The 12,809-nt window shown below is 68.2% G+C and carries 16 protein-coding genes; 4 read left to right on the top strand and 12 right to left on the bottom strand.

Annotated elements, in window-relative coordinates; genetic code table 11:
- Both SSPN_RS0105220 and SSPN_RS42535 read right to left on the bottom strand, forming a co-directional pair.
- Nucleotides 1-741 (bottom strand): IS1634 family transposase (locus SSPN_RS0105220; RefSeq protein ID WP_010310098.1); only part of this gene is annotated, 741 nt, incomplete at its 3' end.
- Between the two features lie 60 nt (nucleotides 742-801).
- Nucleotides 802-1,302: a siderophore-interacting protein gene (locus tag SSPN_RS42535; protein ID WP_010692738.1), complete on the bottom strand. Its 501-nt coding sequence runs from the start codon at nucleotides 1,300-1,302 to the stop codon at nucleotides 802-804.
- Between the two features lie 317 nt (nucleotides 1,303-1,619).
- Between SSPN_RS42535 and SSPN_RS0105235 the strand changes: the two genes are divergently transcribed.
- Nucleotides 1,620-2,888: a cytochrome P450 gene (locus SSPN_RS0105235; protein WP_029534990.1), complete on the top strand. Its 1,269-nt coding sequence runs from the start codon at nucleotides 1,620-1,622 to the stop codon at nucleotides 2,886-2,888.
- A gap of 155 nt (nucleotides 2,889-3,043) precedes the next feature.
- Here SSPN_RS0105235 and SSPN_RS42540 read toward each other — a convergent pair whose 3' ends face one another.
- Together SSPN_RS42540 and SSPN_RS0105245 are read right to left on the bottom strand one after the other, a co-directional pair.
- Nucleotides 3,044-3,832, bottom strand: a complete 789-nt coding sequence (locus SSPN_RS42540; RefSeq protein ID WP_202798794.1) for an alpha/beta fold hydrolase — start codon at nucleotides 3,830-3,832, stop codon at nucleotides 3,044-3,046.
- A gap of 155 nt (nucleotides 3,833-3,987) precedes the next feature.
- A complete protein-coding gene (locus SSPN_RS0105245; RefSeq protein WP_029534991.1) occupies nucleotides 3,988-4,200 on the bottom strand; it encodes a DUF2277 domain-containing protein in 213 nt (70 codons plus the stop codon).
- Nucleotides 4,201-4,494: 294 nt separating this feature from the next.
- Here SSPN_RS0105245 and SSPN_RS42545 point away from each other — a divergent pair, with 294 nt between their 5' ends.
- On the top strand, nucleotides 4,495-5,007 hold the full coding sequence (locus SSPN_RS42545; protein ID WP_272941749.1) for an HdeD family acid-resistance protein: 513 nt from the start codon (nucleotides 4,495-4,497) through the stop codon (nucleotides 5,005-5,007).
- A gap of 99 nt (nucleotides 5,008-5,106) precedes the next feature.
- Complete coding sequence (locus SSPN_RS59305) at nucleotides 5,107-5,259, top strand: lipopolysaccharide assembly protein LapA domain-containing protein (protein ID WP_010692744.1); 153 nt, start codon at nucleotides 5,107-5,109, stop codon at nucleotides 5,257-5,259.
- A gap of 103 nt (nucleotides 5,260-5,362) precedes the next feature.
- Here the strand turns inward: SSPN_RS59305 and SSPN_RS42555 are convergent, their stop codons facing one another.
- The 7 genes from SSPN_RS42555 to pqqA form a co-directional block, all read right to left on the bottom strand.
- Nucleotides 5,363-5,692, bottom strand: a complete 330-nt coding sequence (locus SSPN_RS42555; RefSeq protein WP_337466340.1) for an RrF2 family transcriptional regulator — start codon at nucleotides 5,690-5,692, stop codon at nucleotides 5,363-5,365.
- A gap of 3 nt (nucleotides 5,693-5,695) precedes the next feature.
- On the bottom strand, nucleotides 5,696-6,697 hold the full coding sequence (locus SSPN_RS0105265; RefSeq protein ID WP_044572592.1) for a TerC/Alx family metal homeostasis membrane protein: 1,002 nt from the start codon (nucleotides 6,695-6,697) through the stop codon (nucleotides 5,696-5,698).
- Nucleotides 6,698-6,878: 181 nt separating this feature from the next.
- Nucleotides 6,879-7,268 (bottom strand): hypothetical protein, encoded by a 390-nt coding sequence (locus SSPN_RS0105270; RefSeq protein ID WP_010692747.1) that lies wholly within the window; start codon nucleotides 7,266-7,268, stop codon nucleotides 6,879-6,881.
- Nucleotides 7,269-7,384: 116 nt separating this feature from the next.
- Nucleotides 7,385-8,362 (bottom strand): acyl-CoA desaturase, encoded by a 978-nt coding sequence (locus SSPN_RS0105275; protein ID WP_010692748.1) that lies wholly within the window; start codon nucleotides 8,360-8,362, stop codon nucleotides 7,385-7,387.
- Nucleotides 8,363-8,653: 291 nt separating this feature from the next.
- Entirely contained in the window at nucleotides 8,654-9,868 is a 1,215-nt protein-coding gene (locus SSPN_RS0105280) for an MFS transporter (RefSeq protein ID WP_010692749.1), read from the bottom strand.
- A gap of 121 nt (nucleotides 9,869-9,989) precedes the next feature.
- Complete coding sequence (gene pqqD / locus SSPN_RS0105285) at nucleotides 9,990-10,271, bottom strand: pyrroloquinoline quinone biosynthesis peptide chaperone PqqD (protein ID WP_029534993.1); 282 nt, start codon at nucleotides 10,269-10,271, stop codon at nucleotides 9,990-9,992.
- A 215-nt stretch (nucleotides 10,272-10,486) separates the two neighbouring features.
- Complete coding sequence (gene pqqA / locus SSPN_RS49900) at nucleotides 10,487-10,624, bottom strand: pyrroloquinoline quinone precursor peptide PqqA (protein WP_010692751.1); 138 nt, start codon at nucleotides 10,622-10,624, stop codon at nucleotides 10,487-10,489.
- Nucleotides 10,625-11,560: 936 nt separating this feature from the next.
- Here pqqA and SSPN_RS0105295 point away from each other — a divergent pair.
- Nucleotides 11,561-12,370 (top strand): MBL fold metallo-hydrolase, encoded by an 810-nt coding sequence (locus SSPN_RS0105295; RefSeq protein ID WP_010692753.1) that lies wholly within the window; start codon nucleotides 11,561-11,563, stop codon nucleotides 12,368-12,370.
- A gap of 5 nt (nucleotides 12,371-12,375) precedes the next feature.
- On the opposite strand, the gene SSPN_RS0105300 is transcribed toward SSPN_RS0105295, so the two are convergent.
- A complete protein-coding gene (locus SSPN_RS0105300; RefSeq protein ID WP_010692755.1) occupies nucleotides 12,376-12,786 on the bottom strand; it encodes an archease in 411 nt (136 codons plus the stop codon).
- Between the last annotated feature and the right edge of the window lie 23 nt (nucleotides 12,787-12,809).

Raw genomic sequence — 12,809 nt, forward strand, 5'->3', positions numbered from 1 at the left:
GTACGCCTTCGAGGCGGGGGCGATGAACCCGACACCGGCATCGATCATCGCCGAGACATTGGTGTAGGACACCAGTTTAGAGTCCCCGATCAGCAGGAACTCCTGGGGCTTGGCCATTTTTTGCAGTTCGGTCATAGCGCCCACTACCTGGGCCACTTCCCCGGCTCCGCCGTCGTAGGCTCGGTGGAAGACCGGCACGCCGCCGTCGCCGGTGGCCGCCAGCCCGGCCTGGATCTGTTTCAGGTCGAGGCGGCGGTCTTTGGGATGCCCGAACTTCGGCGCCGGGTGGTCGGCGTCGATCTGCTCGTAGGCCCCGTACAGCGAGATCGACGTCATGTCCCAATGAAGCCGGGAAGTGTCCAAACCGAACACGGAGATCGCTTGCGCTCCAACGGATCCCACGATCCGGTCGAGCTCGGGAGCGATCGCGTCCAGCGCGCGGCCGATCCGGTCGTCGTTGAGCAGTTCGGGGTCAGCGCCGAAGACTTCTTCCACTGCGTGTTCGCGTGCCCACTCGGTCACCCGGACCAGCGGTGCCGGTGAGGTCAACCGGTTGGCGACCAGTGCTTCGATCACCTGCCCGTGGGTCAGATGGGCAAGATCCCGTATCGGGCAGGCCCGATCGATAATGTCGGCCAGGTCCAGACGGTGACAGTAATCAGCGATCACGGGCAACGCGCCCAGCTGCTTCTCGATGCTCGCACCGACGTACCGGGCCCGTCGCCGTTCACGTTGATCCACGACCGAACACCCTGTCAGAGCCCTTGAACGGGAAGACACAGGCCCGGCCGATCAACTCACCTATGCCCATGTGCGGATGACGGGGCTAGCCGTCGCGGGCGGCGCCCATTCGCAACCCCACATGCGGCCGGTGCCCGGCCGGTCGGGGCCGAGCAGTCCGATCTCGTCGCCGGGTTGCGCGGTCGCCGCCCAGTTCGAGGCCGGGCCGCCGTGGCCGGGGCCGCCGTGCAGCACGAAGTCGACGTCGAGTTCGGCGGGCTCGCAGCGGTAGGCGCGAACCGTGTAGGTGCGCAGGTTGGGGCGGATCTCGTCGGGCAGCCCCAGCCACCGCTGGTACCAGTCGGGCCCTTCCGGGAAGTCCGCGAGGTTGCGGCCGGGCTGCGGCAGCACCAGCTTGATCCGCTGGTCGTGCCCGCCCGCGCCGAAGGTGCGCAGGCATTGCGCGCTGAAGCTGATCCGGACGAAGCTCGGGCCGAGCCGCTGCACCCGCGCGACCTCGACCGGGAACATCCGGTAAACGGGCTTCTGCTCGATCACCTGCGCGGTCCGCGTACCTGTCATCCGAAACCTCCCGAGGTCGAATGCTAGGTTAGCCTAGCCTTACGGAATTGGGGAGGTTGGATTGCGTCGCAAGATCCGAGCCGCTGCCGCGCTGCTCGTCGCCGTCGGCTCGTTGGCGGCGTCGGCAGATCAGCTGCAGACTCAGCTGGCCCGCTGAGGGACCACGAGCCTCCGATCCGACCATCCGATGTGGACGGTGGTGTCGGGTGCTCGTGGCTGGTGGCGCACGCATGGGCCGAGTGAATCCCTGGGATCCGCATCCGCTTGGATGAATCGAAGTCTTGTTGGCGGAACATGCCGTACGAGGGGTTAGCTCGGTGGGAAGTCTTCGATCTCGGATCTCGTCCTGGTTCGTGCGTCGGTATCTCGCGCGCCTGCGCGGGAAAGGGACCGGGGCGCTGGCGTTGTTGCCGGACGCGGCGTTGATGCCGTTGCGCCGGACCGGCCTGGACCCGGTGCCGGAACTCGGCCTCAAGCGCCAGCAGGAGCCGGTCGCCAAGCTCCCGGTGCCGTTCGGGCTGAACGTCTGGCTGGTCACCGGCTATCGGGAGGCCAAGATGGTGCTCGGGGACGTCGGCACGTTCAGCAACGACTTCAAGCACCTCGTCGGCAACGCGGGCGTCCGGGCGGAGGACAACCCCGGTGGCCTCGGCTTCACCGATCCGCCGGACCACACCCGGTTACGCCGCATGCTGACGCCGGAGTTCACGATGCGCCGGTTGGAGCGGTTGCGGCCGGAGATCCAGGCGATCGTCGGCGAGCGGCTGGACTCGATGGAAGCGGCGGACGGGCCGGTCGACCTGGTGCGGGAGTTCGCGATGCCGATCCCGTCGCTGGTGATCTGCGAACTGCTCGGTGTGCCGCACGTGGACCGCGCGGAGTTCCAGCAGCTGAGCGTGGCGCGGTTCGACCTGTTCGACGGCGTCGCCGCGTCACTCGGCGCGATGTCGCAGTCGTTGGAGTACCTGCACCGGGTGGTCAAGGAGCAGCGCGAGAGCCCGGGCGACGGACTGCTGGGCGCCCTCATCAAGGAGCACGGCGAGGACGTCACCGATCGTGAGCTGGCGGAGCTCGCGGACGGCGTGCTCACCGGCGGGTTCGAGACCACGGCCAGCATGCTCTCGCTGGGAGCTCTGGTCATGCTGCAGAACCCGGACCACTTGGCGATGGTCCGCGATGACGATGCCGCCGTCGCCGGTTTCGTCGAGGAACTGCTGCGCCACCTCACCGTCGTCCAGGTCGCTTTCCCGCGCTTCGCACGAGAGGACGTGGAGATCGGCGGGGTGAAGATCTCGCGCGGCGACGTCGTGGTGTGCTCGCTGGCCGGCGCGAACCGGGATGACGAGCTCGGGTCGGACCTCGAGCGGCTCGATCCCACGCGTCGTGCCACCTCGCACCTGGCCTTCGGCTACGGCATCCACCGCTGCGTTGGCGCAGAGCTCGGCCGGTTGGAGCTCCGCGAGGCCTATCCCGCCCTGGTGCGGCGTTTCCCGGACATGCGCTTGGCGATTGCCCCCGAGGAGCTGGCCTTCCGGAAGGCTTCGATCGTCTACGGTCTGGAATCCCTGCCCGTCCACCTGAAGTAGGCGCACTTAGCTGTCGAGGGCGGCTTCGATTCGGCCCGGGCGAGCTGATCGCCTTCGGTTCCATCGCGGAGATGGCCGGGTTCTCCTCGCCGGGGGTCGACTTCCCCGGCGACCCGGTGATCGCGGGGCGGCCCAGTGGTGTCGACGGCGCGGAACTAGCGCTGGCTCAGTGCGTCGCGCAGTGCCGCGGTGGTCGCGTCCGGGTTGTCGCCGTTCATCAGGTGGCCTGCTCCGGGGATCTCCCGGTACGTGGCCCGGGGGAGGGCTTCGAGGAGGATGTCGGCCGCCTTCCGGGGGCAGAGCACGTCGTTCTCGCCGCCGATCACCGTCACCGGGCACTTGATCGCGGCCAGTTCCGGGGTCAGCGGGTTTCCGTGGAGGCCGGCCATCGCGGTCGCCGCGTTCGCGTAGCCGCGGCCGTCGCCGATGGACTCCGCGCGCCGCGCCACCAGATCATCGACGTCCACTGTGGAGCTTGCGAGCATCGCGGCGGTGTCTTCTCGCAGCCCATCGAGCACCGCCGCGGCGTCTCCGACCTGTTCGGCTCGCCGTTGGTGGAACTCGGCGGCCGCCCGGCCCACCACCGAGGATGTGCCGAGCACGGCGATGCCGGTGACCAGGTCCGGGCGCTGTGCGGCGGCGGAGAGCACCACCGTGCCACCCAGCGAGAAGCCCACGCACACCGCAGGACCGGAGACCTCTGTGAGGAAAGCGATCAGGTCGTCGCGCAGCTGGGCCAAGGTTCCGTCGGCGCCGCCGAGCGTGCTGGCACCGTGCCCGCGCAGGTCGTAGGCGTAAGTGTGGTGGTCGGTGAACTCGTCCTGCTGGCGCCGCCAACTGCGGTGGTCTTCGGCCAGACCGTGCACGAACACTACGGCCGGGCCGCAACCGTTCGTGCAGTAGTGCGTCTGGATGTCGTTCAGCGCGACCATCGCGGTCTGCAAGCCCAATCAACTCCCGGTGTCGGTTGCCGCACCCGATTCTGCGGCGCGTTGCCGCCTGACCCCGCCGTCCGGGTGGCGCGAGCTTGTCGCGGTTGACGAGGTCGGGCACGCCCTGCCGGGTGATGCCCAGCGAAGACGGTGCTCATGCGGCGAAGTTACCGAGAGCCACGGACCTCCAGCGACGCCAGCAGGGTGGCCGTGGCCTTCTCGATCTCGTCCACCGCCTGCTCGAAAGCGGGCGCGTTGTGCGCGGCGGGCGCGCGGAACCCCGAGATCTTGCGGACGTACTGCAATGCGGCCGCCCGGATGTCACCGTCGGTGACGTCATCGGCGTAGGGCGGGCGGAGCGTCTTGATGCTGCGGCACATGAACATTCCCTGGTTGGATTTCCCCGGCTCGTACCAGGTCGATGAGCTGCGGACCGAGACGGCTCGGGTGCTGTCCCGGTCATGCTAGCGGCGATGCCCCGTCTGGGAGGCCCGGTGGGCGCGCCGAAGGCTGAGGCCGTTGGACCCTGGGGAGGCATCGTGGGGCCGCGCAAGCTGAGGAGGCCGAACCCGCCGAGCCTCTTGTGAGGTGGTCATGCCGAATGCCCACGAGCAGCCCGCTACGGCTGCCGGCGATCGTCGCTTTGCTGGGGTTGGCTGCTGACCTTCGGGGTCCTGACCGCGATCGCCGGAATTCTAGTCCTGGTGTGGCCGGGACCGGCGATCGTCGCTTTGGCGATCATCGTCGGAGTGCAGTTGTTGGTCGGCGGGATCTTCTGGTTCGTCGAGGCGGTTAGCGCGCACCTGGAGAATCGCTTCTCCCTGGTCCTGCTTGCCGTGCTGGCCATCATCGCCGGGGTGGTCGTGCTGAGGTCGCCTGTTGCCTCCGTCGCGCTGTTCCCGCTTGCGCTGGGTCTGTACTGGACTATCAGTGGTGTTGTCGAAACCTTGCACGCCATCGTCGCTGCGGGCCTTCCGGCGAGGGGATGGGCGATCGCGTCCGGGCTGCTCAGCGTGCTCGCCGGTATCGCCTTGCTGGCCTACCCCGGTCTCGGGCTGGTGACCCTGACCTACATCCTCGGCATCTGGCTGGTGGTGTACGGGGTTGTCGCCGCTGTCCGCGCAGTTCGAGTGCGGCCGCATGCAGCAGCGGCACCCGCAGCGCAGGCGGGTCCAGCACCCGCGTAGCCGGAGTTAGCCATGAGCAGCAGTCAGCGGAGCCAGCGTTCACCGGACAGGACGCATCATTGGGCGTCCCCCCGCACCATAACGAGTTTGGTGCTTGTCGTGGCGGCAGTGGTGCTCGTGCTCGAGAACCGGCAAACCGTCGAGATCAGGATCTTCGTGCCGTTGATCACGATGCCGATGTGGACGGCGCTGGCCGTGATGCTGGTCGTCGGGATCGTCGTCGGGCTCTTGGTGTCCCGTCCCCGGAAGTGAAGGGCAGCTGTTCGCGTTGGTCGATCTCGCTGACCAGCACGGTACGTCAACTCGCCTTCTGACGGCGGCCTGAGCTGGCGGGCCGCCCGGGGTGCCAGTGCGCTCAGTCCTGGCCGAGCCACAGATCGGGGCCGAAGACCTCGTAGTGGATGTCGGCCGCCGGGGACAGGCTCAGCAGGGCCGGGCCGGTGGGGGCGGCTACCAGGTCCTCGATGGTGATCGGGTCGAGTGCGGCGTAGAAGGCGTCCTGAGCGTTGCGCAGCACCGTGCGCAGCCGGCATGCCGACCGCAGCGGGCAAGGCGGATCGTCGTCGCAGCCCACCACATCGCCCACGCCTTCGAGTTCGCGGACGAGCCGGCCGAGAGATCCGGTGCGCCCCACCTGGGTCAGGGCGAGCCCGCCACCGCGGCCCAGCCGGGGTGGGGGCGCGATGCTTCAGTTCTCGGGCGTGGCTTCTTCGCGGCGGCGAGCGACCAGGCTCGTCAGGGTGACGGCCGCGAGGACGAGCACGATCACCGCCAGCGACATGGGGGTGGGGATCTCAGGCACGGCCGGCCAGATTCCGTGGGCCCAGTGCAGCACCAGCTTCACGCCGATGAAGCCGAGGATGATCGCCAATCCGTGGTCGAGGTGGGTGATCTTGGCCAACGCGGTGCGCAGCACGAAATACAGGGCGCGCAGTCCGAGCAGGGCGAAGGCGTTGGTGGTGAACACCAGGTAGGGGTCGCCGGTGATGCCGTAGACGGCGGGCACCGAATCGACGGCGAACACGACGTCGGTGGCGAACACCGCGACCACCACGACGGCCAGCGGGGTCAGGGCGCGCCGCCCGCCCTCGCGCACCGCGAGGCGAGGTCCTCGGTAGTCGTCGGTGACGGGCATCAGCCTGCGCAGGAGCCGCACCGATCGCAGTTGCGAGACGTCGCGGTCGAAGGCGGATCCCGTCAGGGCCTCGTGGAGGACCTTGATCGCGGTGGCGAACAGGATCGCGCCGAACACCAGGAAAGCCCAGGCTCCCGCCTGGAGCAGGGCGGCGCCGAGTGCGATGAAGATCCCGCGCAGCACCAGCGCGCCGACGATGCCGTAGAGCAGGACGCGTTGCTGCAGTTCGTCGGGTACGGCGAAGCCCGCCAGCAGCAGCATGAACACGAACAAGTTGTCCACGGACAGGGATTTCTCCACGACGAACCCGGTGAAGAACTCCAGCGCCGAGGTCCCGCCGAACGCGGCCCACAGGACCAGGGTGAAGACCAGGGGCAGCGCGAGGTAGAACACCGACCAGCCCACGGCCTCGCGGAGCCCGACCTCGTGAGGGCGGCGGGTGATGACGAAATCAAGGGCCAGCAAACCGAGCAGGAAGGCGATGCTGGCCATCCAGATCCAGGCAGAACCGATCAACGGCTCCGAGGGCGGGGTGGTGACCGTATAGCTGGGCATGACGGCTCCCGAACAGCGCGTGGCGTTCGGGTCTCCTTCGCCCTGCCGTGCGGGCGGCCTACCGGGGACACCGTGGGGTGTCCGTGTTGACCGGTCGAGCCTGTCGAAGTACTCCCCCAGGTCAGTATTCGGGGCAAGGCTCCAGGCTGCAAAAGCGGTCCGTGTCGCGGTGCCTCGATCGCTACGCCTCGGGTTGGCGTCGTGCTCTGAGGTCGCCCGAGGTGTGCAGGTCGACGCTTTCAATCGCGGTCCAGTACCGGGTGGCGTCAGTGACGGCCAGGGCCAACTCGTGGCTGAGCCTGGCCAGGTGGGTTCCGGCGAGCCTGAGCTCGTCGCCGGGGTGATCGCTGGTCTTGGCCCGCTCCAAATCCTGTTCGTCGAAGCGCCCCACCTGTTCGGCCAGCACGGAGCTCAGTTGGCTGAGCTCGGCGAGCGTACCCACGATCGCCGAGCCGAAGGCGTGGAGTTCGTTCAAGGACGGCTGCGGGGTCCTGGCCTGCAGGCTCGCGGACTCCGCCACAGCGTCCCGCCCGCGGTGCAGCGCTTCCAGCGGATGTTCGTGCTCGGGCATGGGAGATGCCTCCTCGGCTGAGTGACGACTCCAGCGGTTGCGGAGCGGGGAAGCCCTGTTCGGAGGCTTCGCTGCCCGGTGGCGCAGGAAAGCGTGGTACCGCTGAAGTACCCGATTTAGCTGCCCGACCCCCGTGTAAGGCGTCGACCAGGTGCGCGGCAGTCGTCGACGGACAACCGGGCGAGGCGCCGGGCCGTTGGCCAACGGACGTGGGTGACCCAACCGAGCTTCTCGAAGATCCGGATCAGCCACGCGGAGATGTCGATCTGGCCAGGTCGGACGCCGTGCCGAGCGCAGGTCGGGTCGGCGTGGTGCAGGTTGTGCCACGACTCGCCCATGCTCAGCAGGGCGAGCGGCCAGAAGTTGGCCGCTTTGTCGCGGCTGCGGAACGGGCGCTCCCCGAACATGTGGCAGATCGAGTTCACCGACCAGGTCACGTGGTGCAGGAAGGCGACGCGGACCAACCCGGCCCAGAAGAAGGACGTCGCGGCACCCCACCAGGTGCCGGTGATCAAGCCGCCGCACAACGCGGGCAGCGCGAACGTGGCCACGGTCAGCGGCCCGAACAACCGGTGCACCAGCCGGATGTCGGGGTCGGCCAGCAGATCGGGCGCGAACCGCTTCTGGTTCGTCAGATCCCGGTCGAAGATCCAGCCCATGTGCGCGTGCCAGAACCCCCGCGCCAACGCGACGGGAGACGTGCCGAACGCCCACGGCGAGTGCGGATCGCCCTCCCGGTCGGCGAACGCGTGGTGCCTGCGATGATCTGCGACCCAATGCAGGATCGGTCCCTGGACCGCCATGCTGCCCGCGACGGCGAGCGCGATGCGCATCCAGCGCTTGGAGCGGAACGCGCCGTGCGTGAAGTAGCGGTGGTAGCCGACCGTCACGCCGAGGATGGTGAACACGTACCAGCCGGCGGCGAGCAGCGCATCCCACCAGCGCAAGCCCCACCCCCACATCAGCGGCACAGCCGCGACCAAGGCAAGGAACGGCACGAGGATGAACGCGTAGACCGACAGGTGCGGGGCCAGCGGTCTGCGCCCGGCCAGCATCGGTTGGGGATTCGACTCGGACACGTCGCTGGCGACCATTGCAGCAGAAACCTCGAATCCGCCTAGTCGGAAGCTCCGCCACCACCGACCGGGAGGCAGCCGTTCACGCACCACACAACCGGCAAGGGGCACGAAGAGCAACGAACCGCCCGGCAAGCATTGGTGAACGCGAGTGAAGAGCTTGGTGTCGAGACACTGCCGCAGGTCGTGGGCGGCCCAGCGGCACGGTCCGGAGCTAGCCAGGTTCCCCTCATCAACGTGCGACAATGTACATCGCAATTTTGATGCAAGGGACCCTGTTGCGCTGGATGGCGAGACGCCGGCGCGGGATCACGTCGCCTGCGAGGACCGCCTGGGGCTGAACCCGCTCGCTGCTGCCGTGAGCAGCAGCGCGGCCCCGAGGAAGTAGACGGCGGTGATGCCGAGCCAGTCGGCGAGCACGCCGCCCATGAGGAGGCTGACCAACCTGCCTGTTTGGAACAGCGCGTCGAATCCGGCGAAGACGCGACCTCGCGCTGCCTCGCCGGTGTGGGTTTGCACCAGGCTGGTGAAGGTTATGGTGCCAGCCGATGTGCTCAGGCCGTAGAACAGCAGCGCCGCAGCCGCCAACAGGGGCCACGTCGTCAGGGCCAGCAGCACGTCGACCAAGCCGCGAACGCCGTATGCACCGAAGACGATGCCCGGCCGGACCGGGCCGCGCATGATCCGCGTCAGCAGGGCGGGGCCGGCGAGGGCACCGACGGCGATAGAGGCCAAGAGCCAGCCGAAACCCTGCGGTCCCAGACCGAGCCGTTCCCGGATCAGGACGACGAGCAGGGCGCTGGTCGCTCCGGCCGACAATGCGGCAAGCAACTGCGCCGTGGCCAGTGACCGCATCAGCCGGTCGGCGACGAGCAGCCGCACGCCGTCGAGGGCGTCGCGCGCCCAGCCCTGCGAGGTTGTGCCGACGCGGTGACCGGGAACCGCCAAGCCGGTGAGCAGCATGGCGCTGATGGCGAACGATGCGGCGTTGACCCAGAACGCGGCGGCGTAACCGGCCACGGCGGCGAGTGCGCCGGCCAGCGGTGCGAGCGCTATCTGGGCGACGATCGCAGTGGTCCAGATGCCGGAGTTGGCGGCAACGAGTTCGCGTTCGCCGACCAGTGCCGGTAGCAGGCTGTTGGCTGCGGGGTTGAAGAACACCGTGGCAGCCGAGAGCGCGAACGCGATCGCATAGACCGCTCCCAGGTGAGTACCGACCAGAGGCAGCAACGCGGCGAGGGTCATGCGGACGAGGTCGGCTGCGATCATGATGCGGCGTCGGGGCAGGCGATCGACCACGACGCCGGCCACGGGCGCGAACAGCAGCACTGGCACGACGTCGGCGATCACCACTCCCGCCACGCCCAGACCCGAGCCCGTGCGGTCCAGGACCAGCAGGAGCAGCGTCACCCCGGCCAGGATGTCCCCGGCGCGCGAGATCACCGCAGCGCCCCACCACCTCCGGTAGATGGGCCGCCCGAGCAACTCCCGCACCGTGATCCGGCCCGGTTCTGCCGCTGGCACAGATGTCCTCCCGCAGCTTCCCGACGGTGTGAGGGCAGGACCTGTTGTTCAGTAGGCCGGGTTGAGCGGGTTGGGGCAGCAGGGGCAGCGGGCACGCGCATGGGCCCGCGGCCCGGACGGATCAGTCACCGTCGAGTTCCACCCACCGCTTGGCGACGAGGCGGGCGAGGAAGTTCGCCACGTCGTCGTCGGCCACGTGGTCGTAGCGGTCGCGCAGCTTCTCCACGATCTCGGCGACCGTGCGCCGTCCGTCGCACAGGTGCAGGGTGGTCGCGCCGGTCAGGTTCAGCACCGTCGCAGCTTCGGGCACCTGCAGCATGTACTGCTTCCGCGCCCGGTCGAAGCCCAAGCGCACGTGCGAGGCCAATTTTGGCTGGCTCGATGGTTGTAGTGCTGTGCTCATCGCCGTCTCAGTTCACTCGGTCCGGAAAGCTCGGTCTGCGGACCTGCGTCAGCGAGCAGGTTTCTCGAGGTGGTCTGCTCGTCGACGCAGGGGCCATTGCTGGTGTTCGGTGCTCGCTGGATATCGGCAAGGCCGGGCCGGAGTTCTCGCGACATGGGCGCCGGCCTCCGCGACCGGCGCCCATGTGCGAGCGCTGTCGGTGCTCCCGACCGCCGCTAGTCCTCCATCCGCGAGACGTACATCGTCACTTCGGACGCGCACGCGAGTTCTTCGAAGTCCGGGGCTTCCCAGTGGACTTCCTCGAACTTCGGGGGCTCCCATTCAAGGGTCGTCCGAGTGGTATCGGAATCCATGATCGGCACCTCCGCGTTGCGGACTTCACCGTCTTGCAGGGGAGCTTCCGCCTGCGGGCAGGCGGAAGCTCCGCGGTTGATAAAGGCCGGTTTGCGGGCTGAAAGCTCTTGCTAGTCGGATGAGATTGGTGGTGTCAGGGCGCGATCAGCAGCCCCAGCCGCCCCAACCCCAGCCGCCCCAGCCCCAGCCGCCCCAGCCGCGCCCCAGCCTCCGCCGCGGCCGCCCCAGCCGCCGCCGCGGGAGCTGAAAATCGTGCTGATCTTCATCGTGATCCCTCATCTTTTCAGAAGGGTTCAACGATTTTCGTTGGACCTTCGGATGTTGCTTTGCAACCAACAACGCCGGTGTCGTTCCGAAAAGCGTCAGCCCGGGATGGTCGGGAATGTGCACTCAGCCGGAATCGGTTGACCCGAACAGCCGTGTCACCGACTGCTCTGCGTGGTGTTGCACTTGCAACTTTAGAGTTAAAGGGTGGTCTCAACAGGGGACTTTCGTCCTCAGCACGATCTGTAGCCCCTTTGGTTGCGCTACGTATTCAGGTGTCGTGCCGAGGCGGCCGGTTCAGGCTTACCGCAACTCTGCGGCGGAAGCCAACGTGCTGGTCGCGAAATCGCGTGCTAGGAGAATCCACTTGCTATGAGAATCCACCGTGGAATGCGCTCGCGGGATCTGCGCGCGATTTCCAGCTGTCGGCGGCACCTGCGCGCGACCGGCGGCGTCGATCACCACCATGCTCCTAGCCCGGCTTTCGTGCTTGACGGGTAAGAGCTTGGGCAACGGCGCTGACCGCTCGCTGACCGCTCGCTGACCGCTCGCTGACCGCTCGCTGAAGGGCCGCTGACGGGTGCTTTTCAGGGTCGGGCGGCGGGCGCTGCGCGGTAATGTGGACGCCGCGCAGTGCCCGCGCGCGTGGGACGAAGGGACCGCGAACGACCATGACCGCCTCGATGATGCCGATCTGCGCCACCTGCGGCATGCAGTACGCCCGACCGCGGCCGGACTGCCCGGTTTGCGAGGACGAGCGCCAGTACGTGCCGCCGGGCGGTCAGCAGTGGACGGACCTCGCGAGCGTGCGCTCCGACGAGCGCACCGCGCTGATCCGCGAACAGGGCGAGGTGCTCGGGATCGGCTGCGAGCCGCGGTTCGCCATCGGCCAGCGCGCGCTGCTGCTGCGCACCGACGCAGGCAACGTGCTCTGGGACTGCGTGTCCTATTTGGATGATGAAATCATCAGCACCATCAACGATCTCGGCGGCCTGATCGGCATCGCGATCAGCCACCCGCACTACTACACCACGATGGTGGAGTGGGCCCGCGCCTTCGACGTACCGGTGCACCTGCACGCCAACGACCAGCAGTGGATCGGCCGCCCGGACCCCTCGATCCGGCTGTGGGAGGGCACGACCAGCGAGCTCGCGCCCGGCCTGACGCTGATCAACCTCGGTGTGCACTTCGCAGGCGGCACGGTGCTGCACTGGGACCGCGGCGACGGGGCGCTGTTCACCGGCGACATCGTGCAGGTCATCCCCGATCGCACGCACGTGGCCTTCATGTACAGCTACCCGAACCTGATCCCGGAACGCCCCAGCGTCGTCCGCCGCGCCGCGCAGCTGCTCGAGCCCTACCGCTTCGACGCGCTCTACGGGGCCTGGTGGGATGCGGTGATCCCCACCGACGCGCACGGCATCGTCCAGCGCTCCGCCGCCCGCTACCTCCGCTACGCCCTGGACGACGTCGAGAGCTGAGCGGCTCAGACGTCGATGGTCGCAGCGCAGTGCCAGCCGCGAGGGTCGTGCTCGATCTGAAGTTCGTTCAGCGAAACGGCTTTGGGGGCGGCACCGATGATCTCGGCGCGTGCCACCGCGACGTTGGCGAGTTCCAGCGCGATGCCGGTGGCGCGCGGCCGGACGCGGATGCCCAGCGGTACGGTGCCTTCCGCGTCCAGCAGGTAGATGATCTCGTCGAGCACCGCGAGTAGGAGTTGCTCGTCGGTGCCGTCGAATTCGGCGGTTCTGGTGCTTTCCGCCTCCTCCACCGCGACCTCGGCGAAGGCGGCCACCAACGCGCGGGCCGCTTCCGTCAGGCATTGCTCGCGCGTCGAACCCCACGCCTCGAACCGGATGTCGGCGGTGTGCGGCAGGAAGCGGAACCCGCCGCTCACCCCTTCACCAGCGGACCCCGCCG

Source organism: Saccharopolyspora spinosa NRRL 18395 (assembly GCF_000194155.1).
GTDB classification, from domain to species: Bacteria; Actinomycetota; Actinomycetes; order Mycobacteriales; family Pseudonocardiaceae; genus Saccharopolyspora; species Saccharopolyspora spinosa.

What these genes read in the sequence shown, in the direction of transcription:
- SSPN_RS42535 (WP_010692738.1), bottom strand. Translation starts at nt 1,302, where the DNA reads ATGACAGGTACGCGGACCGCGCAGGTGATCGAGCAGAAGCCCGTTTAC.
- SSPN_RS0105245 (WP_029534991.1), bottom strand. Translation starts at nt 4,200, where the DNA reads ATGTGCCGCAGCATCAAGACGCTCCGCCCGCCCTACGCCGATGACGTC.
- SSPN_RS0105265 (WP_044572592.1), bottom strand. Translation starts at nt 6,697, where the DNA reads ATGCCCAGCTATACGGTCACCACCCCGCCCTCGGAGCCGTTGATCGGT.
- SSPN_RS0105270 (WP_010692747.1), bottom strand. Translation starts at nt 7,268, where the DNA reads ATGCCCGAGCACGAACATCCGCTGGAAGCGCTGCACCGCGGGCGGGAC.
- SSPN_RS0105275 (WP_010692748.1), bottom strand. Translation starts at nt 8,362, where the DNA reads ATGGTCGCCAGCGACGTGTCCGAGTCGAATCCCCAACCGATGCTGGCC.
- pqqD (WP_029534993.1), bottom strand. Translation starts at nt 10,271, where the DNA reads ATGAGCACAGCACTACAACCATCGAGCCAGCCAAAATTGGCCTCGCAC.
- pqqA (WP_010692751.1), bottom strand. Translation starts at nt 10,624, where the DNA reads ATGGATTCCGATACCACTCGGACGACCCTTGAATGGGAGCCCCCGAAG.
- SSPN_RS0105295 (WP_010692753.1), top strand. Translation starts at nt 11,561, where the DNA reads ATGACCGCCTCGATGATGCCGATCTGCGCCACCTGCGGCATGCAGTAC.